25 protein-coding genes are annotated in these 23,259 nt (G+C 63.5%); 6 read left to right on the forward strand and 19 right to left on the reverse strand.

The window, feature by feature from the left end; translation table 11 throughout:
- Positions 1-81 precede the first annotated feature (81 nt).
- Positions 82-1,191, forward strand: a complete 1,110-nt coding sequence (locus tag BM374_RS10405; protein WP_092291532.1) for a glycoside hydrolase family 172 protein — start codon at positions 82-84, stop codon at positions 1,189-1,191.
- A gap of 78 nt (positions 1,192-1,269) precedes the next feature.
- On the opposite strand, the gene BM374_RS10410 is transcribed toward BM374_RS10405, so the two are convergent.
- A complete protein-coding gene (locus BM374_RS10410; RefSeq protein ID WP_092291534.1) occupies positions 1,270-2,178 on the reverse strand; it encodes an amino acid ABC transporter substrate-binding protein in 909 nt (302 codons plus the stop codon).
- 228 nt (positions 2,179-2,406) lie between these two features.
- Here BM374_RS10410 and BM374_RS10415 point away from each other — a divergent pair, with 228 nt between their 5' ends.
- The 3 genes from BM374_RS10415 to BM374_RS10425 all read left to right on the forward strand — a co-directional run bounded on the left by BM374_RS10415 (position 2,407) and on the right by BM374_RS10425 (position 5,354).
- Positions 2,407-3,648, forward strand: coding sequence for an amidohydrolase family protein (locus BM374_RS10415; protein WP_092291536.1), 1,242 nt, complete (start codon positions 2,407-2,409; stop codon positions 3,646-3,648).
- 41 nt (positions 3,649-3,689) lie between these two features.
- Entirely contained in the window at positions 3,690-4,889 is a 1,200-nt protein-coding gene (locus BM374_RS10420) for an amidohydrolase family protein (RefSeq protein WP_092291538.1), read from the forward strand.
- A 147-nt stretch (positions 4,890-5,036) separates the two neighbouring features.
- Positions 5,037-5,354, forward strand: a complete 318-nt coding sequence (locus BM374_RS10425; protein WP_092291540.1) for a hypothetical protein — start codon at positions 5,037-5,039, stop codon at positions 5,352-5,354.
- Here the strand turns inward: BM374_RS10425 and BM374_RS10430 are convergent.
- The 8 genes from BM374_RS10430 to BM374_RS10465 form a co-directional block, all read right to left on the reverse strand.
- Positions 5,330-6,283, reverse strand: a complete 954-nt coding sequence (locus BM374_RS10430; protein WP_092291542.1) for a DUF1932 domain-containing protein — start codon at positions 6,281-6,283, stop codon at positions 5,330-5,332. The genes BM374_RS10425 and BM374_RS10430 overlap by 25 nt on opposite strands.
- On the reverse strand, positions 6,283-7,152 hold the full coding sequence (locus BM374_RS10435) for a substrate-binding domain-containing protein (RefSeq protein ID WP_092291544.1): 870 nt from the start codon (positions 7,150-7,152) through the stop codon (positions 6,283-6,285). The genes BM374_RS10430 and BM374_RS10435 overlap by 1 nt, the downstream gene beginning before the upstream one ends.
- A 14-nt stretch (positions 7,153-7,166) precedes the next feature.
- Entirely contained in the window at positions 7,167-7,850 is a 684-nt protein-coding gene (locus BM374_RS10440; RefSeq protein ID WP_092291546.1) for a 4-carboxy-4-hydroxy-2-oxoadipate aldolase/oxaloacetate decarboxylase, read from the reverse strand.
- Entirely contained in the window at positions 7,847-8,560 is a 714-nt protein-coding gene (locus tag BM374_RS10445) for a PIG-L deacetylase family protein (RefSeq protein ID WP_092291548.1), read from the reverse strand. The genes BM374_RS10440 and BM374_RS10445 overlap by 4 nt, the downstream gene beginning before the upstream one ends.
- Before the next feature lie 62 nt (positions 8,561-8,622).
- Complete coding sequence (gene dctA / locus BM374_RS10450; RefSeq protein ID WP_092291550.1) at positions 8,623-9,927, reverse strand: C4-dicarboxylate transporter DctA; 1,305 nt, start codon at positions 9,925-9,927, stop codon at positions 8,623-8,625.
- Positions 9,924-10,808, reverse strand: a complete 885-nt coding sequence (locus tag BM374_RS10455) for an amidohydrolase family protein (RefSeq protein ID WP_092291552.1) — start codon at positions 10,806-10,808, stop codon at positions 9,924-9,926. Before BM374_RS10455 ends, dctA begins: the two co-directional genes overlap by 4 nt.
- Positions 10,809-10,838: 30 nt before the next feature.
- A complete protein-coding gene (locus BM374_RS10460) occupies positions 10,839-11,549 on the reverse strand; it encodes a TetR/AcrR family transcriptional regulator (RefSeq protein ID WP_092291554.1) in 711 nt (236 codons plus the stop codon).
- 79 nt (positions 11,550-11,628) lie between these two features.
- Positions 11,629-12,768 (reverse strand): mechanosensitive ion channel family protein, encoded by a 1,140-nt coding sequence (locus BM374_RS10465; protein WP_092291556.1) that lies wholly within the window; start codon positions 12,766-12,768, stop codon positions 11,629-11,631.
- 124 nt (positions 12,769-12,892) lie between these two features.
- Here BM374_RS10465 and BM374_RS10470 point away from each other — a divergent pair, with 124 nt between their 5' ends.
- Positions 12,893-14,143, forward strand: coding sequence for a DUF763 domain-containing protein (locus tag BM374_RS10470; protein ID WP_092291558.1), 1,251 nt, complete (start codon positions 12,893-12,895; stop codon positions 14,141-14,143).
- Between the two features lie 36 nt (positions 14,144-14,179).
- On the opposite strand, the gene BM374_RS10475 is transcribed toward BM374_RS10470, so the two are convergent.
- From BM374_RS10475 to BM374_RS10500, 6 genes are all read right to left on the reverse strand, one after another.
- The gene (locus BM374_RS10475) at positions 14,180-14,425 is read right to left on the reverse strand and encodes a hypothetical protein (protein WP_177248205.1); all 246 of its coding nucleotides are present in this window, start codon (positions 14,423-14,425) and stop codon (positions 14,180-14,182) included.
- A 208-nt stretch (positions 14,426-14,633) separates the two neighbouring features.
- Positions 14,634-14,834 (reverse strand): hypothetical protein, encoded by a 201-nt coding sequence (locus tag BM374_RS10480; RefSeq protein ID WP_092291561.1) that lies wholly within the window; start codon positions 14,832-14,834, stop codon positions 14,634-14,636.
- A 14-nt stretch (positions 14,835-14,848) separates the two neighbouring features.
- Entirely contained in the window at positions 14,849-15,037 is a 189-nt protein-coding gene (locus tag BM374_RS10485; RefSeq protein ID WP_092291563.1) for a hypothetical protein, read from the reverse strand.
- A gap of 146 nt (positions 15,038-15,183) precedes the next feature.
- A complete protein-coding gene (locus BM374_RS10490) occupies positions 15,184-16,455 on the reverse strand; it encodes a cytochrome P450 (protein WP_092291565.1) in 1,272 nt (423 codons plus the stop codon).
- Between the two features lie 93 nt (positions 16,456-16,548).
- Complete coding sequence (locus BM374_RS10495; protein WP_092291567.1) at positions 16,549-16,875, reverse strand: hypothetical protein; 327 nt, start codon at positions 16,873-16,875, stop codon at positions 16,549-16,551.
- A gap of 106 nt (positions 16,876-16,981) precedes the next feature.
- Positions 16,982-17,755: a ferredoxin--NADP reductase gene (locus tag BM374_RS10500; RefSeq protein WP_092291569.1), complete on the reverse strand. Its 774-nt coding sequence runs from the start codon at positions 17,753-17,755 to the stop codon at positions 16,982-16,984.
- A gap of 157 nt (positions 17,756-17,912) precedes the next feature.
- On the opposite strand from BM374_RS10500, the gene BM374_RS10505 reads away from it, so the two are divergent.
- Positions 17,913-19,109 (forward strand): amidohydrolase family protein, encoded by a 1,197-nt coding sequence (locus BM374_RS10505; protein ID WP_092291571.1) that lies wholly within the window; start codon positions 17,913-17,915, stop codon positions 19,107-19,109.
- Between the two features lie 272 nt (positions 19,110-19,381).
- Here the strand turns inward: BM374_RS10505 and BM374_RS10510 are convergent, their stop codons facing one another.
- Genes BM374_RS10510 through BM374_RS10525 form a run of 4 tightly spaced genes read right to left on the reverse strand, consistent with a single transcriptional unit; the run spans position 19,382 to position 23,229 of the window.
- A complete protein-coding gene (locus BM374_RS10510) occupies positions 19,382-19,837 on the reverse strand; it encodes a MarR family winged helix-turn-helix transcriptional regulator (protein WP_092291573.1) in 456 nt (151 codons plus the stop codon).
- Positions 19,838-19,850: 13 nt separating this feature from the next.
- A complete protein-coding gene (locus tag BM374_RS10515) occupies positions 19,851-20,555 on the reverse strand; it encodes an ABC transporter ATP-binding protein (RefSeq protein WP_092291575.1) in 705 nt (234 codons plus the stop codon).
- Positions 20,552-21,343, reverse strand: coding sequence for an ABC transporter ATP-binding protein (locus BM374_RS10520; protein WP_092291577.1), 792 nt, complete (start codon positions 21,341-21,343; stop codon positions 20,552-20,554). The genes BM374_RS10515 and BM374_RS10520 overlap by 4 nt, the downstream gene beginning before the upstream one ends.
- Positions 21,340-23,229: an ABC transporter permease gene (locus BM374_RS10525; protein WP_092291579.1), complete on the reverse strand. Its 1,890-nt coding sequence runs from the start codon at positions 23,227-23,229 to the stop codon at positions 21,340-21,342. The genes BM374_RS10520 and BM374_RS10525 overlap by 4 nt, the downstream gene beginning before the upstream one ends.
- Positions 23,230-23,259 lie beyond the last annotated feature (30 nt).

Below are 23,259 nucleotides of genomic sequence, written 5' to 3' on the forward strand. Positions count from 1 at the left end.
TCATTGCGCGATGATCTTCATCTTTTGGTAGATTCGTCGGCGATATATCCGAGACATCGCTAACCCCTGACCGAGGACATCATGGCGTTTTCCGGATTGGGCCTGCATCTCGGCAATCTCTCGCGCCTGTCGAACGCGCAGACGCGTTCGATCAGCCCCGAGAATTTTACCGGTGAAAAGGGCAAGGGCGGCATGGCCGTCGACGGGCCCGCGGCGCCGCAGGCGCGCGACCTCGGCCAAGGCTGGAAGTTGTCGCCCTATGTCGTGATCGAGCCCGGAGCGACATTCACGCTCGCGGACATCGAGGGCCAGGGCGCGATCCAGCAGATCTGGATGACGCTGGCGCGCGGACGCCTGCGGCATTCGATCCTGCGCGTGTACTGGGACGATCAGGAGCATCCAAGTGTGGAATGTCCGGCCGGCGATTTCTTCGCCTGCGGATGGGAGGAGTTTGCGCAAGTGTCCTCGCTCGCGGTCTGCGTCAATCCGGGCCGCGCCTTCAACTGCTATTGGGAAATGCCGTTCCGCAAGCGCGCGCGCTTCACCATGGAGAACAGGAGCGAGGAAGCGCTGACGGTCTACTATCAGATCAATTATACGCTGACCGATGTCCCCGAGGACTGCGCGTACTTCCATGCGCAATTCCGCCGCACCAATCCGCTGCCCTACAAGGACGTTTACACCATCCTCGATGGCGTCAGCGGACGTGGCCAATATGTCGGCACCTACATGGCCTGGGGGGTCAACAATAACGGCTGGTGGGGCGAAGGCGAGATCAAGTTCTTCATCGACGGCGACGGCGAATTCCCGACCATCTGCGGCACCGGCACTGAGGATTATTTCTGCGGCGCCTACAATTTCGATCCTTACGTCGCCCATGCGGGTCAGGGACAATCACGCTATGTGGAGTTCACCACGCCCTACGCCGGTCTTCCGCAAGTGATCCGCCCCGACGGCGTCTACAAGTCGCAGCAACGCTTCGGCATGTATCGCTGGCACATCCCCGATCCGATCCGATTCCAGAGCGACCTTCGCGTGACCATCCAGGCGTTGGGCTGGCTACCGGGCGTCAGGGAAGCAAAATATCTTCCGCTTCAGGACGACATTGCCTCGGTCGCATTCTGGTATCAAACGCTGCCGGCCACCCCGTTTCCGAAACTGCCCGGATCCGACTATCTCGAAATAGGCTAGACTAGCCGATCGATCAAGGAGGGTTGAGACGCTCTACCCGATGTCGCCCAAAGTCGTCGATCTCAGCTGGCCTCCGGCTCATTTCACGAGATACACGTCCGGATCAGCGCTCGAGCTCGGGTTCTTGAACGCGCTGCGCAAAGCGGCGGACATTGGAACATTGTAGTTGAGGCCGTTCGGCGGCGTCGGCGATTCCAGCCATTTCCTGTAGAGCACCTCGATCTCCGGGCTTGCATAGAGTTCGGCCGTGGCGCGATCGGCCAGCGCCTTGAACGGCGCGTCGTCCCGGCGCAGCATGATCCCGTACGGTTCAGGCCTGGAGAAAGTCTCCTCGCTGATCATGAACTGGGCCGGCTCTTTGGAGCGCGCGATGGCAACCGCGAGCTGCACGTCATCGAGCGCATAGGCCTGCGCGCGGTCGGTCTCCAGCAACAGGAACGCTTCGGCCTGATCCACGGCCGGCATGATCTTGATGCCGAGGTTGCGGTCGGAATTGACCTTGGCGAGCTGGTTCAGGTTAACCGAGCCTCCTACCGCCGTGACCGTTTTACCCTTGAGGTCGTCGATGGTGTTGATCTTGGCGGCCTTTTTCGCGGCAAATCGCGTCGCGCTGAGGAAGTGCGTGTTGGTGAAGGCGACCTGCTTCTGGCGATCGGCGTTGTTGGTGGTCGCCGAGCAGTGCAGATCGAGCGTACCATTCACCATCAATGGGATGCGGTTCGACGAGGTGACGGCGACATAATCGACGGCGATGTCGGGCATGGCGAGCTGCTTCTTCACGGCATCGACGATCTTCAAACAGATATCCATGGCAAAGCCGACCGGCTTCTGGTTGCCGTCGAGATAGCTGAAGGGTACGGAGGCTTCCTGATAGCCCAGCGTGATCTTCTTGGTCTCCTTGACCTTCTGGAGCGTCCCCGTGAGATCTTCGGCTGAAGCAGCACCTGCAAGACATGTGAAGGCCAGAAGAACGGCGGGTAGACGCATCGGGGGCTCCTGAAAGCGGCTGCGCCTCCATGTCGGGCGCAATCGAGATTTTGATAGCCCAGGTGCGAGCCAATCACCAGATCAGCCCGCGTCTATCAGCTATCCCCGCCTTCGATGGGTGCGAGGAGATCCGGGAGAACGCATATATTTTGATCATATCCCGCGCTACATTGCTGCACGCCTGCCATCTCCCCGATTGCTATACGTTCTTGATCAAGATTCCCTGCCATGACCGCCCAGACCGCCTTCGACCTGATCTTCCGCAACGCTCGATTGCGATCATCCCCGTTGCCCGTCGATATCGGCGTGAAAGGCGGAGGCATCGCTGCGATCGAACCCAAGCTGGCCTGCGAGGCCGTCGAAGTCGATCTGGAGGGACGGCTCGCCCTGCCCGGCTTCGTCGATACCCACATTCATCTCGACAAAGCCTGCCTCCTCGAGCGCTGCGGGCACATCCATGGTGCGCTCAGCGATGCGATCCGTGCCGTTTCGGCGATGAAGCGTGATTTCACCACCGACGACGTCTATGCGCGCGGCGCCAAAGTGCTCGAACGCGCCATCGTGCACGGCACGACGCGGATGCGCACCCATGTCGAGATTGACCCACGCATCGGCCTGCGCGGTTTCGAGGCAATCAAGGCGCTCAAGCGCGATTACGCCTGGGCGATCGATCTGTCGCTTTGCGTCTTCCCGCAGGAAGGCCTGACCAACGATCCCGGAGCTGACGAACTGCTGGTTGAGGCCTTGCGCGACGGCGCCGATGCGATTGGCGGCTGCCCCTATACCGACACCGACCCGAACGCGCATCTCGCTCGCATCTTCGACCTTGCCAAGGAGTTCGACCTCGATGTCGACCTCCATCTCGACTTCGATCTCGATCCTTCCTGGTCGCATTTCGACGAGGTCATCAGGCAGACGGAGCGGCGCAACTACGGAGGCCGCGTCGCGATCGGGCATGCGACAAAACTTTCCGCCATGTCGCCGGAACGGCTGAAGGCTGCCACCACCCAACTGGCCAAAGCCGGCGTCGCCGTCACCGTGCTGCCGGCGACCGATCTCTATTTGATGGGACGCGAGGCTACCCACAACGCGCCGCGCGGATTGACGCTCGCGCACAAGCTCACGGGCGACGGCATCGTGTGCTCGGTCGCAACCAACAACGTGCTCAATCCCTTCACGCCGTTCGGAGATGCCTCGCTGCTGCGGATGGCGAACTTTTACGCCAATGTCGCCCACGCAGCCGTCGCCGACTTCGATACCTGTCTCGATCTCGTCACCGAGCTGCCGGCACGGCTGATGAACCTCAGGGATTATGGGATCGCGGTTGGCAAGCCCGCCGATCTCATCGTGCTCGACATCAAGGACAGCCGCTCCGCCATTGCCGAGCTGCCTGACATCCTGATGGGTTTCAAGGGCGGACGGCAGACCTTTGAGCGGTCTCCGGCCAAGCTGCTTCACCCGCGAAACTGAGCCGTGCGTACGCAACATCAATCGACCAACGGAGCAAACGGATGGTTTTCGACAGGATCTTCCTGAACGCCCGCTTCGACGGCGGGACGCGGCATCACATCGCGGTCAAGGACGGTCACATCGCCGCGCTCCTGCCGGCTGATGCGCCGGCAGGCGGCGTCGAGACCGTCGACCTCGCCAACGCGCTGGTCGTTCCGGGCTTCGTCGAGGGCCACATCCATTTGGATACCAGCTTCTACGGCGATGCCTGGCGTCCGCACAAGCCGTGCACCAATGGGTTCAACGTGCACGAACGCGTCGCCTTCCAGGCCCAGAACATGGCAGAGGCCGCACCGATGGACGTGCGGGCGCGCAACCAGCTCGACCTCTGCATTGGACACGGCACTACGCAGATGCGCAGCCACGTCATGGTCGACGGCTCGGTCGGCCTGAAGTCGCTGGAGACGATCTTGCGCGTGCGCGAGGAGTATCGCGGCCTAATCGACATTCAGCTCGTCGCCTTTCCCCAGAGCGGCATTTTGGCAAGCCCGGGCACACCGAAATTGCTGGAGGAGGCCATCGGCCTGGGCGCGAACCTCGTCGGCGGGCTCGATCCCGCCAGTTTCGATCGCGATGTCGAGAAGCACCTCGACGTCGTGTTTGGCGTCGCCAACAAGCATGGCGTCGACATCGACATTCATCTGCACGACATGGGCACGCTCGGCGCGTTCGAGATCGAGCAGATCGCGGCGCGCACGCGCGCGCTCGGCATGGAAGGCCATGTCGCCATCAGCCATGCTTACGGGCTCGGCGACATCACGATGGATCAGCTCAAATCAGTCGCCGACAAACTCGCCCGCTCCGGCGTCGCGATCATGACCAATGCGCCCGGCGTCCGGCCCTTCCCGCCGATCCTGCCCCTGCGCAATGCCGGCGTCACCGTATTCAGCGGCAACGACAACATCCGCGATTCCTGGTGGCCCTATGGCGACGGCGATATGCTGCGCCGGGCGACGACGCTCGGCTATCGCTCCGGCTTCAACATCGACGAGGAATTGCGGGTCGCGTTCGACGTCGTCACGACAGCCGGTGCCAAGGCCCTGCGACTCGAAGGCTACGGCCTGCGCGTCGGCGCCAAGGCCGACTTCGTGACGCTGAACGCTGAGCACGTTCCCGAGGCCGTGGTCGCGGCGCCGCCGGGCCGCGCGGTCTACAAGGCAGGTATGCTCGTTGCGTCTAACGGTAAGATCGTCGGGAGATAGCTCTGATCCCCGGGCTTTTCCGGCGCGTTTCATCCGCCGGATGCGAGTCCGGTAGAATCCCGGACCGTAGCCCAACGCATTGCGAGAAAGGTCACACTAACCATAAAAGGACGTGCGCACTGATCATCTGCGTTCTCTGGGGAAGTTATGGATAGGTTCAGCGCATTCAGCAGCGTCGATTATCATTCCATTCGGGCCAAAACGCCCGCCGAAACGGCCGTCAAGCGATTGAGCGGAATCGGCGAAGTGCTGTCGAGCCTCGATATCTCGGCGATCCGCTCACAAGATGACATGGCCCGCGCGCTCTGGACGCTCGACACCGCCGACAAATGCATTCGCATGATCCTGAGCGAATTCAGGAGCGTGCGCACCAAGGACGTTGCCCGCCAAGCCAAGAGCCTGATCGACTTGATCGACGCCGCCCGCGACGAAGTCTCGACCTATCGTGGCATGGTCCTGAGCTGAACGTGGTGCTCGGCCTCAGCGTTTGATTTTCGCCAGATTCGATCCGCCTCGGTGCGCCAGTCCGCACTGCGGGCAAACTCCTTCGTTCCCTTAGGCCCGAACAGACCTTCGTCGGCGAGATCGGCCACCCAGGCCTGACGTTCGGCCGTGCCCTGCGCCGACCACGGCGTCAGCCCCACCTCACGTACGGTCTCGGCGACCTCGCGCACCTCCTCGGCTCGGCGGCGGCCGTGCTCGATCACGCGCTGGAAAAAGTAGGCGCCCTGCTTCTCCCAGTTGATCGCAGGAAAGGTCTCCGCGAGCGAGACCAACACGGCATCTTCGACGCCATAGGCGCGCGCAGTGGTGAAGCTTTCGATCACCATGGCCTCGAGGCCCTTGATCATGATGCTGCGACACATCTTCACGGCGGATGAGACGCCGAGCTTGTCGCTCGCGACCTTGGCCGCAAAGCCGATCGCATTCAGGAGTGGCTCCAGTTCCTTCGCGCCGGGGCCGCCGAGCAGGAGCGGCACCTTGATCCGGTAAGGCGGCACCGAAGTCATCACCGCGCCTTCGACATAGCGGCCCGCGGCACCGTCGATCAGCGCCGCGGCTCTTTGCTTGGCGCCTGGAGAGGCCGAGTTGAAATCGAGGAACCAGGTGCCCTGGTTGATTGCGGCTGCGCAGGCTCTTGCCACCGGAACCGCCTGACTGGCCGTCACCGCCGAGATGATGAAATCGGATTTCGCTGTCAGTTCGGTGTGAGAGGCTGCGAGCGTCACCCCGAATTTCACCGCATGCTGCGTGAGCGCCGCGCCCTGCTCGCCACCGAGCTTGATGTCGTAGGCCGCGACCCTGATGTCCTGCTGGCGCAAATCCTCGGCCAGGATCCGGCCGACCTCGCCGTACCCAACCAGCCCGATTTGCCAGCGCCTCGGATCCACCATCAGTTCAGTCCTCGTGTCGTTTCGTCGAACAGCTCCTCGACAGCATAGCGGCGCGGGATCAGCGCCTGTTGGAATGCATAGTCGATAATCAGCTCCAACGGCTTTCTGCTGGCCTCGATCCCGAACGGAACGAGGTCGGGTGCTGCAGCCGGTCCTGCCTGCTCCTTGTCCCGCTTGAGAAGATCATAAACGCCTGCCACCACGTCAGGCCGTGATGTCGCCAGTTGCTCGGTCACGACCACGAGATGATTGACCGGAACGACGCCGCGCCGCGCGTACCATCTGGCCGCCTCCGCGGCCGGATCGGGAAACAACGGCTTCAGCCTGGGATTGTCCGAGGTCTCGCCGAGGACGGCGTCGAGCTCGCCATCGAGCAGCATCTGCAGAACCTTCTTGTCCTTTGGCGCGCGTTCGGTGCTGTCGACATATTCGGCGACGTGCGGATCCTCGAACGTTACCCATTTGATCTTGTCGAGATTGACGCCGTAATCGTTGGCCAGGATGCCACGGATCCACGCGCCGGTCGTTGTCGTAAAGGAGCGGATGCCGACGCGCTTGCCCTCGAGCCCGGACGGCCCGAGCGCCCCTTGCACAGGATTGTAGAGCGCATAGGCATGCTGGAAGCGACCGAGCATGGTTGCCGGCAACAGCACCAGCGGCTTGCCGTGGGCTTTCGCCATCAGATAGGTGACGATCGCCATCTCGCAGACGTCGAAGGCCTGCTCGCGCACCATGGGCTTGAACGCCGTATTGGTCGGCGTGTACTCGATGAACTCGAGATCGAACAGTTCGGAGCGAAGCTCGCCGCTCTTCACCGCCTTGACGTGGGGGTGATTGCCGAGCACCGCCTTTAGCCTGAGACGATCCATCCGCCCGCTCCGCTTCAGACGTCCTCGGGATTGTCGACATAGACGAGCCCCGCCTTCGCCAGCGCCTCGCGCATGCCGTACATGTCGAGGCCAAGCTCACCCGAGGCCAGACGGGCGCGCTTGCCGCCCTCCTCGGCATTGCGCTTCTTCGCCTTCTCGGCAACCTCAGCGGCGTAGCGCTTCGGCACCACAACGACGCCGTCATCGTCGGCGACGACGATGTCACCGGGATCGACGTTGACGCCGGCGCAGACCACGGGGATGTTGACCGAGCCGAGCGTGGCCTTGACCGTGCCCTTGGCCGAGACCGCGCGCGACCAGACCGGAAAATTCATCTCGTGCAGCGCTTTGACGTCGCGGCAGCCGGCATCGATGATCAGGCCCTGCACACCGCGCGCCTGAAGCGAAGTCGCGAGCAGCTCGCCGAACATGCCGTCGGTATTGTCGGTGGTGCAGCCGACGACGAGGATGTCGCCTTTCCTGCACTGCTCCACCGCGACATGGATCATCCAGTTGTCGCCGGGCTGCGCAAGCACGGTAACCGCGGGACCGGCGATCGACGCACCGGCCCAGACTGGTCGCAAATACGGCTTCATCAGGCCGAGCCGGCCATAGGCTTCGTGCACCGTCGAGACGCCGTACTCCGCCATCCCGGCGGGATCGGACCGCTTGATGTTGCGAACAACGACGGGCTTCATGCCAATTCCTCCGCAACGGTCGGGAACAGGCGCTGATAGGCTTCGCCATAGGTCATGGGCACGCCAGTGTTGCGGCTGCCCTGAATGCCGCGGTTGAGCGCGACGCGCTCGTAATAGCCCCACAGATGCTTTTGCGCGGCGAGGATCTGGAATGCCTCGTATTTCTGCTTCCAGACCTCATCGATCTTGAGAATCAAGTCCGGCTTGTAGTTGCACTGCTCGGGCTGGTGCGGCTCGAACAGAAACACCGGCGGGGCCGAGTATTTATACTGTGCGCCGGGCTTATGACCCATCGCCTGGGCGACGACGCGGGTCTCCTGAGCGAAATGCGCCGCATTCGGATGGTCGAAATTATAGGGGTCTTCCAGCGCATGCGTCAGCACGAAGCCCGGGTTCAGCTCGCGGTAGATGTCGACCATGCGGTCGAAATGCGCTTCCGTCAGCTTGAGCGGATAATCGCCGCAGTCGAAGAACTCGATCTCGGCGCCGAGCAGCTTTGCCGCGCGCTCGGCCTCGTCCTTGCGGCCGGCCTTGACCGATTCCAACGTGGCGCCTTTCTCCTTCCAGGCGAACTGGCTCTCGCCGCGCTCGCCGAAGGACAGGCAGACGATCTTCATGCGGTAGCCCTTCTTCGCATGCAGCGCGATGGCGCCGCCGGCGCGCCAGACGAAGTCGCCGGGATGGGCGGTGATCACGAGACCTGTTTTCATGGGAGGCACTCCGCTCTTTCTTCATCAACATCATAGGCCGCCTGCGTCATGGCGGCCGCATTTCACTGGGCCGCGGCAGGCGCGGGTTGTTCACCATCGAGCACGCGCTTCAGGCGCTCGCCGTCGAGCGCGCCTTCCCATTTGGCAATCGCGATGGTCGCAACCGCGTTCCCAATCAGATTGGTCGGCGTCAATCCCTGCGACATCAGGCGGTGGATGCCGAGCACCAGCGCCACACTCGCGACAGAGATGGAGCCCGTGGCTGACAGCGTTGCCGCCAGGACCACAAAAGCCGCGCCGGCGATGCCCGCTGCGCCCTTGGACGTCACGAGCAGGATCAGCAGCAGCTCGATCTGCTCGGCCAGCCCCAACGGCGTGTTGGTCGCCTGCGCCAGGAACACCGAAGCGGCGGCAAGGTAAAGACAGGTGCCGTCGAGGTTGAAGGAGTAGCCGGTCGGGATCACGAGCCCGACCACGCTCTTGTCGCAACCGGCCTTCTCCAGCTTGGTCAGCATCCGCGGCAGCACCGTCTCCGACGAGGTGGTGGCGATGCAGATCAGGAGCTCTTCCCAGATATAGCGGATCAGCTTGAGCAGCGAGAAGCCGCAGAGCCGCGCGACCGCGCCGAGCGCCACGATGATGAAGACCACGCACGTCAGATAGAAGCCGCCCAGCAGCTTGCCGAGCGAGGCCAGCGATCCCACGCCAAACTTGCCGACCGTGAAGGCGATCGCCCCGAACGCGCCGATCGGCGCCGCCCACATCACGAAGCCGACGACGGCAAACACCATCTTCGCGGCGATGTCGATCAGATTGACCAGCGGCGCCGCGCGCTCGCCGAGCTGCACCAGTGCGAAGCCGCACAGCACGGCGATGAAGAGAACCTGCAGGATATTGCCCTCGGCAAAAGCGCCGATGAAGGTCGCCGGCACGATGTTCATCAAGAACGGCACGAAGCCAATCACCGCGGTCTGCCTGACATAAGACTCGACCGCGCTGGCATTGATGCTGGCGGGGTCGATGTTCATGCCGGCGCCCGGCCTGAGCAGGTTCACGGCGACCAGACCGATAATCAGCGCAATCGTGGTCATGATCTCGAAATAGATGATGGCTTTCACCGCGACGCGCCCGACGCGGGCCATATCCGCCATATGAGCGATGCCGTGAACGACGGTGCAGAAGATGATCGGCGCGATCAGCATGCGGATCGCCTTGATGAAGGCATCCCCGAGCGGCTGCATCTTGGCACCGGACGCCGGGCTGACGATCCCAAGCGCGATGCCGGCCGCCATGGCGATGAGCACCTGGATCCAGAGCTCCTTCCACCAGGTCCGCCCACGCGGCTTGTCGATCGCCATCGCAGTCATCGGTCGAACCCGAACAGGCGTGCGGGATTGTCGACCAGGATCTTTTGCTGGAACTCCGGCTCCGGCGCGAACTGCGGGATCAGATCGACGAGATCGCCGTCGTTGGGCATCACCTTGACATTGGGATGCGGCCAGTCCGTGCCCCAAATGACGCGGTCCGGCGCGGTCTCGACGATTTTTCGCGCGAATGGCACCGCGTCCGTGAACGGCGGGCCAGCCGAGGACACACGTTCAGAACCACAGATCTTGACCCAGCACTTCTCATCACGCCGCATCAGCTCGATCAGGATCCTGAACGGCAGCTGGTCGAGCCCTTCCGACGCCTTCACGCGACCCATGTGGTCGATGGTGTAGCTCAGAGGCAGTCCTGTCAGCATGTCGGCATATTCGGGGAGATCGATCGCATCGAAATGCAGATCGATGTGCCAGCCGAGCGGCGTGACCATCGCGACAATGCGGTCGAACACGCGCTTGTCGGGTACGCCGCCGAGATGACGGACGAAATTGAAGCGGCAGCCGCTGAAGCCGCCCTCGTGCAGCACGTGAAGCTCTTGCTCGCTGATGGCGTCATCGATATTGGCGACCGCCCGATAGGCGCCGTTGCTCTGCGCGATCGCATCGAGCGCGACGGTGTTGTCGGTGCCGTGCACGCTGGCATTGACGATGACGGCGCGCTCCACACCGAGCTTGGCGTGCAAGGCCTTGAAATCATCGAGTGGCGCATCGGGCGGCGTGTAGGAACGCTCCGGCGCGTAAGGGTACTTCGCCCCGGGCCCGAAGATGTGGCAGTGCGCATCGCAGGACAGCTTTGGCAGCTTGAATCTCGGCGCGCGCGTGTTCGGATCGGGCGGCGGAATGGTTGGCGTGTACGTCATCGTCATGACTTCAACCACCGAGCGAGGTGATTTCTTTCAGGTCTTGCTGCTTGCAGGGGTTCGCCGCCGTGCCGGCGCGGCCTGATCCAAAGCGGGCGCCTGGAACGCGGCGGCGGTGGCCTGCACCAATTGCTCGATGGCGGCGGCGGCATCACTACCGTCGGTCTCACCGCGCGATAGGCGCGAGACCCGATCCGGCGTCACCAGCGAATAATAGAGCGCGCCGAGCAGGAAGTGACTGCGCCAGACGATGTCGGTGCGCGGAATATGCGGCAGGCTTTCGTGGATCGCGTCGATGAAGGCATGGCTGGTGTCGTCGAAAGTCTGCGCAATGATCTTTCGCGCGACCTCGTTGCCTTCCGCGGACATCACCGCACGCAAGCGCGTGAAGCGCGCGCCACCGCCGGCGAGATCGCTGCCTGAGGTGAAGGCCGGCACCACATAGGCGCGCACGATCGCTTCCAGTCGGTCCTGCAGGTCACGCACGTGCCTGGCGGCGGCGAGCAGCTCGGAGCGGCGCAGGTTCATCGGCCCGCAATGGCGCCGGTAGATCTCCAGCAACAGGCCGTCCTTGGTTTTAAAATGATAGGTGACGCTGCCGGGATTCGCCCCGGCGGCGTGCGCGATGTCGCGCACCGAGACGGCGTTGAAGCCGTTGGTGGCGAACAGCTCTTCGGCCGCGGCGAGGATTGCCTCGCGCATGTTCGGCTTGCGAGCCGTTTCCCTGCTGGTGGGCTTGCGTACCATGTGATTTGTACTATCGTACAAAAGATCAGGTCTCGTCAACAAGAACGATGGCAGGCCGGCGCCGGTTGATCGCCTGGTTTCAATTGTGCGCGCTCGTCCGCATCTTCTCCGGCGCGACGCGCCGTGGGAAGTCATCAGCATCGCCGCCCGAGGGGATCAGGATCGCGCGTTCGCGCGGCAGGGCTTCCGGCATCTCGTCGCGGATGAACGCAATGAGCTTTTCCCTGATCTCGCAGCGCAGGTCCCAGGATTGCGGCGCGTTACGGGCGCTGACCAGCGCCCGCAGTTCGATGGTGCGGGAATCCGCGTCGATCACCTGGAGATTGACCACCGCCCCATCCCAGAGCTTGGACTCCTTCACCGCTCCCTCCAGCCAGCGCCGGATGCGCGGCACGTCGGCGCGATAGTCGACATGGAGCGCGATCACGCCGATCAGGGACGCCGTGTCGCGGGTCCAGTTCTGGAATGGCTTTTCGATGAAATAGGACAGCGGCACCACCATGCGACGCCAGTCCCACAGCCGGATCACCACATAAGTCGCGGCGATATCCTCGACCCATCCCCACTCGTTCTCGATGATCACGGCGTCCTCGATCCGGATCGGCTGGGTGATCGCGATCTGCAAACCCGCGATCAAATTGCTGAGCAGCGGCCGCGCGGCAAGACCGACGATGATACCGGCGGCACCGGCTGAAGCGAACAGGCTAACACCATATTGCCGCACCGAATCGAACGTCATCAGGGCAGCGGATACCGTGATGATGACGATGATGGTATCGGTGACGCGCTTGAAGACGCGGATCTGCGTGACGTGCTTGCGGGCGACGAAGTTCTCCGTGACATCGCGAAAGTTCTGGAGATAGCGCGCGGCGCTCATGTCGACGATGCGAATCGAGATCCAGCCGATCAGCGCGATGAAGGCGACCACGAACAGGCGCGTCAGCGGCGTGCGGAACGCATCGTCCAGGGGCGCGAGCGGAAGGACCAAAGCGACGGCGGCCAGACACAGCGCCAGCTGGGCCGGGCCGGAGGTGCGCTCGATGAACACGCTCAGAAGCGGCAGCCGGGTTCCGAAGGCGCGATTGAGCAGCCAGACAGCGAACCGATAGAACGACAACGCGATCATCATCGCCCCGACGACCAGGCCGAGACCGATGAACCATGATGGTATCCATCCGAACATCTTGTCGATGTCGGCCATGACAACCTGCCAATTCATTCACGTCCCCGGAATTGCATTCGCTGCTGCGCCAACGCGTTCCAGCGCGCTTCGCTCCCCCGCGCAGTGCAACGCAGCATTCCTCTGGCGCAACCGTGTCGGATTGCGCTAATTTGGAGCACCCATGACCAGACGCACTGGCAGCGCCGATCTTCCTCTCCACACCGGACGGGTTCCGCCGTGGCTGGCGAGCCGCATGGCCTCGCTGGGCGCGATCGTCACGCAAGCGATCGTGCATCATTACGGCCGCGATGCATTTATGCAGCGGCTCTCCCATCCATTCTGGTTCCAGTCGTTCGGCGCCGTGATGGGAATGGACTGGCATTCTTCCGGCATCACGACCTCCGTGATCGGCGCGCTGAAGCGCGGGCTCGGACCGCTCCAGGACGAGCTCGGCATCTATGTCTGCGGCGGCCGCGGCCAGCATTCGCGCAAGACACCGGATGAGCTGTTGCAGCTCGGCGACCGCGTCGGCTTCGACAGCGCGAAGCTCACGCGCGCCAGCCGGCTCGTGGCGAAGGTCGACAGTGCCGCCGTGCAGGACGGCTTTGATCTCTATCTGCACGGCTTCTTCGTCACGGCCGACGGCAAGTGGACGGTGGTGCAGCAGGGCATGAACGGCGACAAGCGCCAGGCCCGGCGCTATCATTGGCATTCGGAAGCACTGAAGAGCTTTGTCGATGCACCGCACAGCGCGATCGACGGGCCGCAGCAGGGCGAGATCGTCAATCTCACCGACCATCGCGCCGATGTCTCGCGCACCGCGCAGCTCGATCTGCTCAGCGATTTCGGCCCCGATCGCATCCTCACCGAATTCGAGCGGCTGACCGGCACCCAACCCGAGCCGGCGCAGGCCATGCTGCCGCATTTGATCATGCCCGATCATCACGACGTCAGGCCAAAGGATGTCTTCGCACGGCGCCTGCACGGCACGCTCGCGGCCGCGGCCGAGCGCGGGCCGGTCGATTTCCCGGACTTGCTGCTGACACCCGGTGTCGGCGCGCGCACCGTGCGCTCTCTCGCCATGGTCGCCGAAGTCGTGCACGGCGCGCCCTATCGCTTCAAAGACCCCGCGCGCTTCTCGCTCGCCCATGGCGGCAAGGATCGGCATCCCTATCCCGTTCCGATCAAGGTCTATGACGAGACCATCCGCGTGTTGAAGAGCGCGATCCAGAGCGCAAAGCTCGGGCGCGAGGAGGAGATGCAGGCGATCAAGCGCCTCGACGATCAGGCGCGTCGCCTTGAGCGCACGGTGGGTGGACCGTCGGTCGAATCGTTCATTGCGGGCGAACGTGCCGCATCGCCCGACCTCGACGGCCACTCCGTGTTCGGCTGGGAACGCGATCTGGTTTCCACAAAAAAGCGGACCTGCTGAACACCGGTCCGCAAGTCTGGCGGGAGGATCGCCCTCTCAGGTCTCGTCAGTCTCCGGCTCGCCGTCATCAAGCCGGTTGGCCGAATGGTCCTGATATTGCTCGGTCTGGATGAACTTGCCGTCCATGCCGCGAATGTCCGAGTGCTGTTTCTTGTCGCGGTTGGACAGAACCATGTTGTCGCCGATCATCTCCTTCGGCACGTCGGTCAATGCGCCGGTGCCGTCGCCCTTGCCGTGCACCCCGGATCTGAAATGCGTCTTGCTGCCATGGCCAGCTGGCATCGCTTTCTCCTCTTGCAGTGATCGCTTCTTGAAGGCCTAGTGCTTCTGTTGCGCTGGCAACTCTCGTTGGACACGACGGCTGGTGTCGTCGGCATTGCGGTCCAGAGCCCGATCCAGCTCTCGCGCGTCGGGGACGTCGGGTTTGCGCTCGAGAATTCGGACCTGCTGTTCGTGAGTCTTTCTGCCTTGCATTCGGCGTCTCCGATCTTCACCTGCCTCCGCCCTTTCCGGCCGCATCATGCGCGTGATGAGAATCGTGCTCGCCTCCGCCGCCTGAGACACGGCTGTGGCTACGGCGTGAATCGTCCGCAGGCGGTTTCTTGATTTCAAGCGGCGCCTTCGCGTTCTCGTGTGAGGCGCCGGGTCCGCCCTGACGAATGCTGTTCGGTGTCTTGGTGGATGTCGACATGGATGTCGCCCTCCTCAACGGTCTTGCTGATAGCCTTGATTGGTCGTGTTCTGCTTGATGTTGCCCTGCTGGCCCTGCTCGTTCGGGTTCTCCACCCGCTGCCGGCCGCGAGATGCCTGATTGGCCGACATTTTCTTCTTGTCGTCACCAGTTCCCTTTCGGCTTTGATTGTCCGGCGGAACAGGTGGCATTTTGCTGGTCATGATGCTGCCTCCTGGAATGCGTGAAGGCCTGCGGTACGGATGGCGGAACTCGTGTCCGGCCGTCATCGCCGCGAGGTCTCAGTGACAACTGACGTGACCGAGGCCCGTTCCGGGCAGTCGCATGTGGTAATGTTTCGCAGGGCGCGTCAGCTCACTTGAGCAAGGGAACGATCAACTGCTGCGAACGGCGCAGCCGCATCGGATGTTCCGCTCGCCTCTGCCTTCACGGGGAGTTTCGCGATCGCGCGAAGGCCCGGCCGCTTGCGCCAGTGGATCTGCGATGGATCGACGGCAAGACCAAGCCGCGGCCAGCGCGTGAACAGCGCTTTGAGCGCGCACGCGCCTTCGATCCGCGCCAGCTGATGCCCGAGGCAGAAATGGATTCCCGTGCCGAAGGAAATATGGCGGTTCGGCTTGCGCTCGAGATCGAGCTGCTCGGGCCGATCGTGCACCGCCAGGTCCATGTTGGCGGCGGCGAGCATGGCCATGACGCGATCGCCCTTCTTCAGCTGCACCCCGGCGAGCTGGACATCCCGTCGCACATAGCGCGGTTTCGAAAATTGAACCGGCGAGACGAAACGCAGAAACTCCTCGACGGCGAGCCCGACGCGATTCCAGTCTTCTTCCAGCCAGTCACGCAGACCCGGATTCCTGAGCAGTTCGTAGACCGAACCACTGATGAGATGCGTGGTAGTCTCCGAGCCCGCCGCGAGCAGCAGGAACACCATCGAGACCATTTCGTCCGGCGTGATCTCGCCGCCCTCGCGTTCGACCTGGACCAGCTCGGCGATCAGGCCTTCGCCGCCCCGCTCGCGCGCGATCTGCAGCTGCTCGGCGAGGTAATTCCGCATCTTGCGGAAGGCGAACAGCAGGCGAAAGAAGCTGATCACGTTCGTCAGCGAAGACATCGCGTTGGCCCACGCGATGAAGCGCGGGCGATCGGCCATAGGCAGGCCGAGCAGCTCCGAGATCACCGACAGCGGCAGGATGCGCGCATAGCGCTCGACGAGATCGGCCGGGCTTCCGCTCGCGAACAGCCCCGCGGCAAGGTCATTGGCAATGGCTTGAATGCGCGGCTCCATCGCGACGATGGCGCGGCGGCGGAAGGCTTCGTCGACGATGCTGCGCAGCCTGGTATGGTCAGGCTCGTCCATCGTCAGCATGTTTTTGGCGATGGCCCTGACCAGCCCCGGCATCCACCAGCGCAGGCCGGCAACGTCGCCATCTTCCTTGCGCAGCGTGAAGATCGTGCTGTCCTTCAGCACCTGCGCTGTCACATCGTGGGTCGTGGTGATCCAGACGTCGCCGACAAGGGGAAATCGTGTCGCGACCAAAGGGCCGGACGCCCGCAGGGCCGCGGTGGCCTTGGGCGGATCGCGAAAGAAAGTCTCGCTGGTGAAATCGAGGCGTGGTGCCATGGAATCACCGGGATGGTTGGTGGCGCCTCAACCAGATGGTGAGTGAGGCCGCTGACGCAAGGGCCGCAACCAGCCCTTCTCGCGGCAGCGGAACTAACCACGTCCCTGAGAGCGCGGACCGGCCTTACGCTGCTGCTGATTGGTGTAGGCGTCCCAGTGGCTCCAGCTGCCATTGCTCAGGCTTTGCAGATCCGTGCCGAGCGGCCGGCGCGTGCGCTTGTCGTGGTCGGCAATGGCGCGCTCGGACTGCGCGATCTTGCGCTTCAGTTCCGCGATCGCCTTCTGGGTCTGCCCGTTGCGCTTGGAGGACGCGATCTCGCCCATCGTGAAGCGCGCGGTCTCCAGCGCCTTCAACTCGGCGCGGTTCTTCTTCAACTGAACCCGATGCCAGGCGATGTTGCTGTCGCTGTCCGCAACCATGTGGGAACTCCGCTGATTCGGTCCCACAGTGTATCAAGCGCCGAATCGGCGGGGCAACGCCCGCCAGAAGGCGAAAATGCGGTCATATTGCGGGAAAATGCCGCGTTTAGCGCTCGGCAAAAGCCTTCTCGACCACGAACTGCGCCGGCTCGCCATGATTGCCCTCGGCAAAACCGCGCTCGCCCAGCAGCACGCGGGTGTCGGCGACCAGTGCCGGGCTGCCGCAGATCATGACGCGGTCGTGGGCGGCTTCCAGCACCGGCAGGCCAATATCGGTGAATAGCTTGCCTGACGTAATGAGGTCGGTGATGCGGCCGCGGTTACGGAAGGGATCGCGGGTGACAGTGGGATAGTAGATCAACTGGTTCTGGATGTACTCGCCGAGCAGTTCGTCCTTCGGCAAGTGCTCGGTGATCATCTCGCCATAGGCGAGCTCCTTGACGTGCCGGCATCCGTGCAGCAGCACCACCTTCTCGAACCGTTCGTAGGTCTCGGGGTCCTTGATCACGCTCAGGAACGGGGCAAGGCCCGTGCCGGTACCGATGAGGTAGAGGTTGCGCCCCTCCTCCAGATTGTCGATGACGAGCGTGCCGGTGGCCTTGCGGCTGACGATGATCTCGTCGCCTTCCTTCAGATGCTGAAGCCGCGAGGTCAGCGGTCCGTCCGGCACCTTGATCGAGAAGAATTCGAGGGTGTCCTCGTAGTTGGCGCTGGCGACGCTGTAGGCCCGCAGCAACGGCTTCTCGCCGACCTTGAGCCCGATCATGGTGAACTCGCCGTTGCGGAAACGGAAGGTCGGGCTGCGGGTGGTCTTGAAGGAGAACAGCGTGTCGGTCCAGTGATGGACGCTCAGAAGGCTTTCCTGATTGAAATTGCTCATCTCACCTATCCGTGTCGCGTCTATGCGGTTTCGAGGCGGGCAGCTATGCGTCGTTTGTATACGATCATTCGTATACTAATGAATAATCCTGCTTGATCCTGCGGTCAAGGCTGCCCAAGATCGCTAGCGTTGCAGTTAGGAATAAGGAGCCGTTTCCATGGCGCATGACGCACCCCAGGCCACCGGACCCTCGAAGCTCGTGATCCGCAATATCGGTCTGATCCTGTCCGGCGCCCTGGAAAAGCCGATCCTGGACGGCGACACCATCGTTGCCGAGAACGGCAAGATCACCGCGATCGGCCGCTTCAAGGACTGCAACGTCGAAGGTGCAACGACCATCGTCGATGCCCACGGCACCACGGTCGCGCCGGGCCTGATCGACAGCCACGTTCACCCCGTCGCAGGCGATTGGACGCCGCGGCAGAACCAGATCAACTGGATCGACAGCTACCTCCATGGCGGCGTCACCACCATGATCTCGGCAGGTGAAGTGCACATGCCCGGCCGACCGCGCGACGTCGTCGGCCTCAAGGCCATGGCGGTGTTCGCCCAGCGCGCGTTCTGGACCTTGCGCCCCGGCGGCGTGAAGGTTCACGCCGGCGCGCCCGTGATCGAATGCGAGATGGTCGAGGAAGATTTCAAGGAGATGGCTGCCAACGGCGTCAAGCTGCTCGGCGAGGTCGGCCTCGGTGGCGTCAAGGACGGCCCCACCGCTCGCAAGATGGTCGGCTGGGCCCGCAAATACGGCATCCAGAGCACGATCCACACCGGCGGCCCCTCGATCCCCGGCTCCGGCCTGATCGACAAGGATGTGGTGCTCGAAGCCGACACCGATGTCGTCGGCCACATCAATGGTGGCCATACCGCCTTGCCCGACGATCAGATCCGCTGCATCTGCGAGGGCTGCAAACGCGGCCTCGAGCTGGTTCACAACGGCAATGAGCGCTCGGCCCTGTTCACGCTGCGCACCGCGCGCGAGATGGGCGACCTGCACCGCGTCATCCTCGGCACCGACGCCCCCGCCGGCTCCGGCGTGCAACCGCTCGGCATCCTGCGCATGGTCTCGATGCTGTCCTCGCTCGGCGAGCTGCCGGCCGAGATCGCGTTTTGTCTCGCCACCGGCAACACTGCGCGGATGCGCGAGCTCGATTGCGGCCTCATCGAAGTCGGCCGCTCCGCCGATTTCGTCATCATGGACAAGGCGCAACACTCGCCCGGCAAGAACATCCTGGAGAGCGTCCAGCTCGGCGATCTCCCCGGCATCGGCATGACCATCATCGACGGCATCGTGCGGACCCAACGCAGCCGCAACACCCCGCCGGCAGGCAAGGTGCCGGAGGTGGTGGCGAAGTAATGTCGGTCGACAGCCAGCCCCGTCATCCTGAGGTGCTCGTCTTGCAAAGCAAGGCGAGCCTCGAACGATGAATCGGCCGGAGATGCAGCCGGGCCGTCGCCCTTCGAGGGCCGCTGAAGAAGCGGCCACCTCAGGGTGACGGTGAGGTTGCGGAATTTATCGCAGCTTGTTCGGTATTGTAGGGTGGGCAAAGCGAAGCGTGCCCACGTCTTTGCAAATCGACAAAGGAGGTGGGCGCGGCGCGTTGCGCCTTTGCCCACCCTGCGAGATCATCACCTCAGCTTGCTCAACAGCGCCATCAGCGTCTCACGCTCTTTCGCATCGAGCGGTGCCAGCGTCTCGCGGGTGATCGCGATCGCGTTCGGCGCAAGCTTTTCCGCAAGCTGCTGACCGGCGCGCGTCAGGCTGACCAGAAGCCGCCGCCCATCTTCGGGGTCCTGGCTCGTCTCTGTGAGGCCGCGCGCAGTCAGGCGATCGATCACGCCCTTGATGGTGGCGACATCCATCGCCGTCAGCCGTCCGAGCTGGTTCTGCGAGCACGGCCCGGTCTCGGCGAGCTTCGACAAGGCGGCCCACTGCGTCGGCGTCATGTTGGTGCCGATGTCGCGGGAGAAGATCGAGCTGTGGCGCTGCCAGACCTGGCGCAGGATGAAGCCGACCTGCTCGTCGAGCACGTAAGGCGGTTTTGCCGGCTTGACGTTCTTCTTCGCCGTGACGCTTCTTGCCATTCCTGCCCCGCCCTCACAACGACAGATGCGCGTCGCGGATATCCGGACGCGCGTCGAGCTCGGCCATAGTGCCGCCGAAGCAGATGCGGCCGCGCTCGATAATGTAGGCGCGATCGGAGATCAACCGCGCAAAGTGCAGATTCTGCTCGGAGACGACGATGCTGACGCCCTCCTTCTTCATGGTCAGGATGGCATCGACCATCTGCTCCACGATCTTGGGCGAGAGGCCTTCCGACGGCTCGTCCAACAGCACCAGCGACGGATTGCCCATCAGGGTGCGCGCGATCGTCAGCATCTGCTGCTCGCCACCGCTCATCCGCCCGCCCGGGCGGTTCTTCATCTCGCCGAGATTGGGAAACAGCGTGAACAGCTTTTCGCGAGTCCAGTACGGGGCGTTCGGACGCTTCGGCTGGCGGCCGACTTCGAGATTCTCTTCCACGGTGAGATCAGTGAAGATGCGGCGCTCTTCCGGCACATAGCCGAGGCCCTCGCGCACGATCTCGTGCGTCGGCTTTGCCGAGACGTCCTTGCCCTCGAAGGTGATCCGGCCGGTGCGCTGCGCGACGAGCCCGACGATCGAGCGGAACGTCGTGGACTTGCCGGCGCCGTTGCGCCCGAGCAGCGCCACCACTTCGCCCTCGCCGACCTCGAATCCGATGTCGAACAGGATGTGCGCCGGGCCGTAATGGCTGTTGAGGTCTTGCACCGAAAACTTCATGCCGAAGCCCCCTCGCGATGCCCGCCCTCATAGAGCAGGCCTTCGCCGAGATAGATCGCCTGCACCTGCGGATTGCCGCGCACCTCGGCCGGCGAGCCCTCGGCGATCAGCGTGCCGCGATTGAGCACGATGATGCGGTCGGCATGCTCGAACACAACATCCATGTCGTGTTCCGTGAACAGCACACCAATCGACTTTTCCTTCGCGATTTGAGCGGTCAACCGCATCAGCTCGACGCGCTCGCGTGGCGCCATGCCGGCGGTGGGCTCGTCCATCAAGAGCAGCTTTGGATCGTTGGCGAGCGCCACCGCGAGTTCGAGCCGCTTGAGGTCGCCATAGGCGAGCTCGCCGCAGGGGCGGTCCGCGTAGCCGCCCATACCGACCAACTCGAGCAGGCGCCCCGCCTCGGTGCGATCGACATTGGGTGCGGAACCCCAGAGATTGTAGAGCTGCTTCCCGTGCGAGATCAGCGCCACCTGGACGTTCTCGCGCACGGTCATCGTGGCGAAGGTCGCGGTGATCTGGAAGGTGCGGCCCACGCCCATGCGCCAGATGTCGCGCGGTTTCTTGCCGGTGGTCTCTTCGCCAAGCAGGCGGACGCGGCCGGAGTCAGGCTGGTTCTGGCCGTTAAGCATGTCGAAGCAGGTGCTCTTGCCCGCGCCATTCGGCCCGATCAGCGCCAGGATCTCGCCTGACCGCAGCGAGAACGAGACCCCGCGCACGGCGTGGATGCCGCCGTAGGATTTGGTCAGGCCTTCGACCGCGAGAAGTGTGGGTGCGACGCTCATTCGGCGGACTCGATCGGCTTGGCAAGCAGGGACGATCCCGGCGGCGATGACCTACGGCGGCGCTGCGCCAGCAGCTCCAGCATGCCGACGATGCCCTTGGGGAAGACGACGACGATCAGCACGATGAAGCCGCCGAGCACCAGTTTCGACAGGTCGGTCTGGCTCACCAGCCAGATGTTGAGAGCCTTGTAGACGATCGCGCCGATCACCCCACCCGACACCGTCTCCACACCGCCGAGCAGCACCATGACCAGAGCATCGACCGAGAGCGAGATGCCGAGATTGTCGGGGAAGACGCTGCCCTTCAGATACGCGAACAGCGCGCCGCCGATGCCGGCGGTGGTGCCTGATATCACGAACGCCGTCCACTGGATGCGCTTGGCGTTGATGCCGACCGCCTCGCTGCGCAGCACCGAGTCGCGCGTGGCACGGAGCGCGTAGCCGAACGGAGAGAACACCGCGATCCGCAGCGCAATGGTGACGAGCGCGGCTATGCCAAGCGCGAGCCAATAGAAATGCGACACACTCGCCGCCCAACTCGCGGGCCAGACGCCGAGAATGCCGTTGTCGCCGCCTGTTACGCTCACCCATTGGAACGCAATCGACCACACGATCTGTGCGAAGGCCAGCGTCAGCATCGCAAAGTAGACGCCGGAGAGCTGCACCGCGAAAAAGCCGAACACTGCCGCGCCCATGCAACCGAGCAGCGGCCCGAGCAGGAGGCAAACGATCATCGGCAGCCCCGCCATCTTGGCAAGGAACGCGACGCCATAGGCGCCGAGGCCGAAATAGGCGGCGTGGCCGAACGAGGCGAGCCCGCCGACCGACATCAGGAAATGCAGGCTGACGGCGAAGATGACGAAGATCGCGATCTCCGAGCCGACGGTCAGCGCGTAATTGCCGGCGAACAGCGGCAGCATCGCCGCAACGAGCAGCGCTGCGAGTGAGCCGAGCCGCTCGTTTTGGGTCAGTGGCCGCCACGGATTGACGGTGAGACCAGGCGTCTTGCGCGCGGCCGCCTCCGGTTTGCCGAACAGGCCCCAAGGCCGCACGATGAGCACGGCGGCCATCACCAGGAAGACCAGGATGATGGAGATTTTCGGGAAGATCAGGATGCCGAAGGCGTTCAGCTCGGATACCAGCACGGCCGCGACAAACGCTCCGACAATGCTGCCGAGGCCGCCGATCACGACGACGACGAAGACCTCGACGATGATGCGCAGATCCATGGCGTGATGCACGGCGTCGCGCGGGATCTGGAGCGCGCCACCGAGAGCGGCCAGGAAGACGCCGACCGCGAACACCGACGTGAACAGCCATTTCTGGTTCACACCGAGCGCTGCGACCATGTCGCGGTCCTGGGTCGCGGCACGCACCAAGACACCCCAACGCGTGCGCTGGAACAGCAGCCAGAGAACACCGAGCACGACGGGGCCGAGCACGATCAGGAACAGGTCGTAGCTCGGAATGTTCTGGCCAAAGAAATCAACGGCGCCCTTGAAGCCCGGGGCGCGGCGGCCGACGAGGTCGTCGGGGCCCCAGATCAGCACCACGAGATCCTCGACCATCAGTGTGAGGCCGAACGTGCCGAGCAGCTGGAATAGTTCGGGCGCATGATAGATGCGGCGGAGCAGCACCATCTCGACGAGGACGCCGATCAGCGCCACGGCCAGCGCCGCCGCAAGCACCCCGCCCCAGAAGCCGAACGCGCCGGAGAAGCGCTCGGTCAGCGTGAAAGCGATGTAGGCGCCGATCATGTAGAAGGCGCCATGCGCGAAATTCACGATCCGCGTCACGCCAAAGATGATCGACAGGCCCGAGGCCACCAAGAACAGCGACGCTGCGCTGGCGAGACCGGTCAGAAACTGTACGACGTAAAAGGCCATCGGCGGTCCGGGTTGGTTGAAGTCGTAGGG

It is taken from the genome of Bradyrhizobium sp. Ghvi (assembly GCF_900115265.1).
In the GTDB taxonomy this organism is placed as follows: domain Bacteria; phylum Pseudomonadota; class Alphaproteobacteria; order Rhizobiales; family Xanthobacteraceae; genus Bradyrhizobium.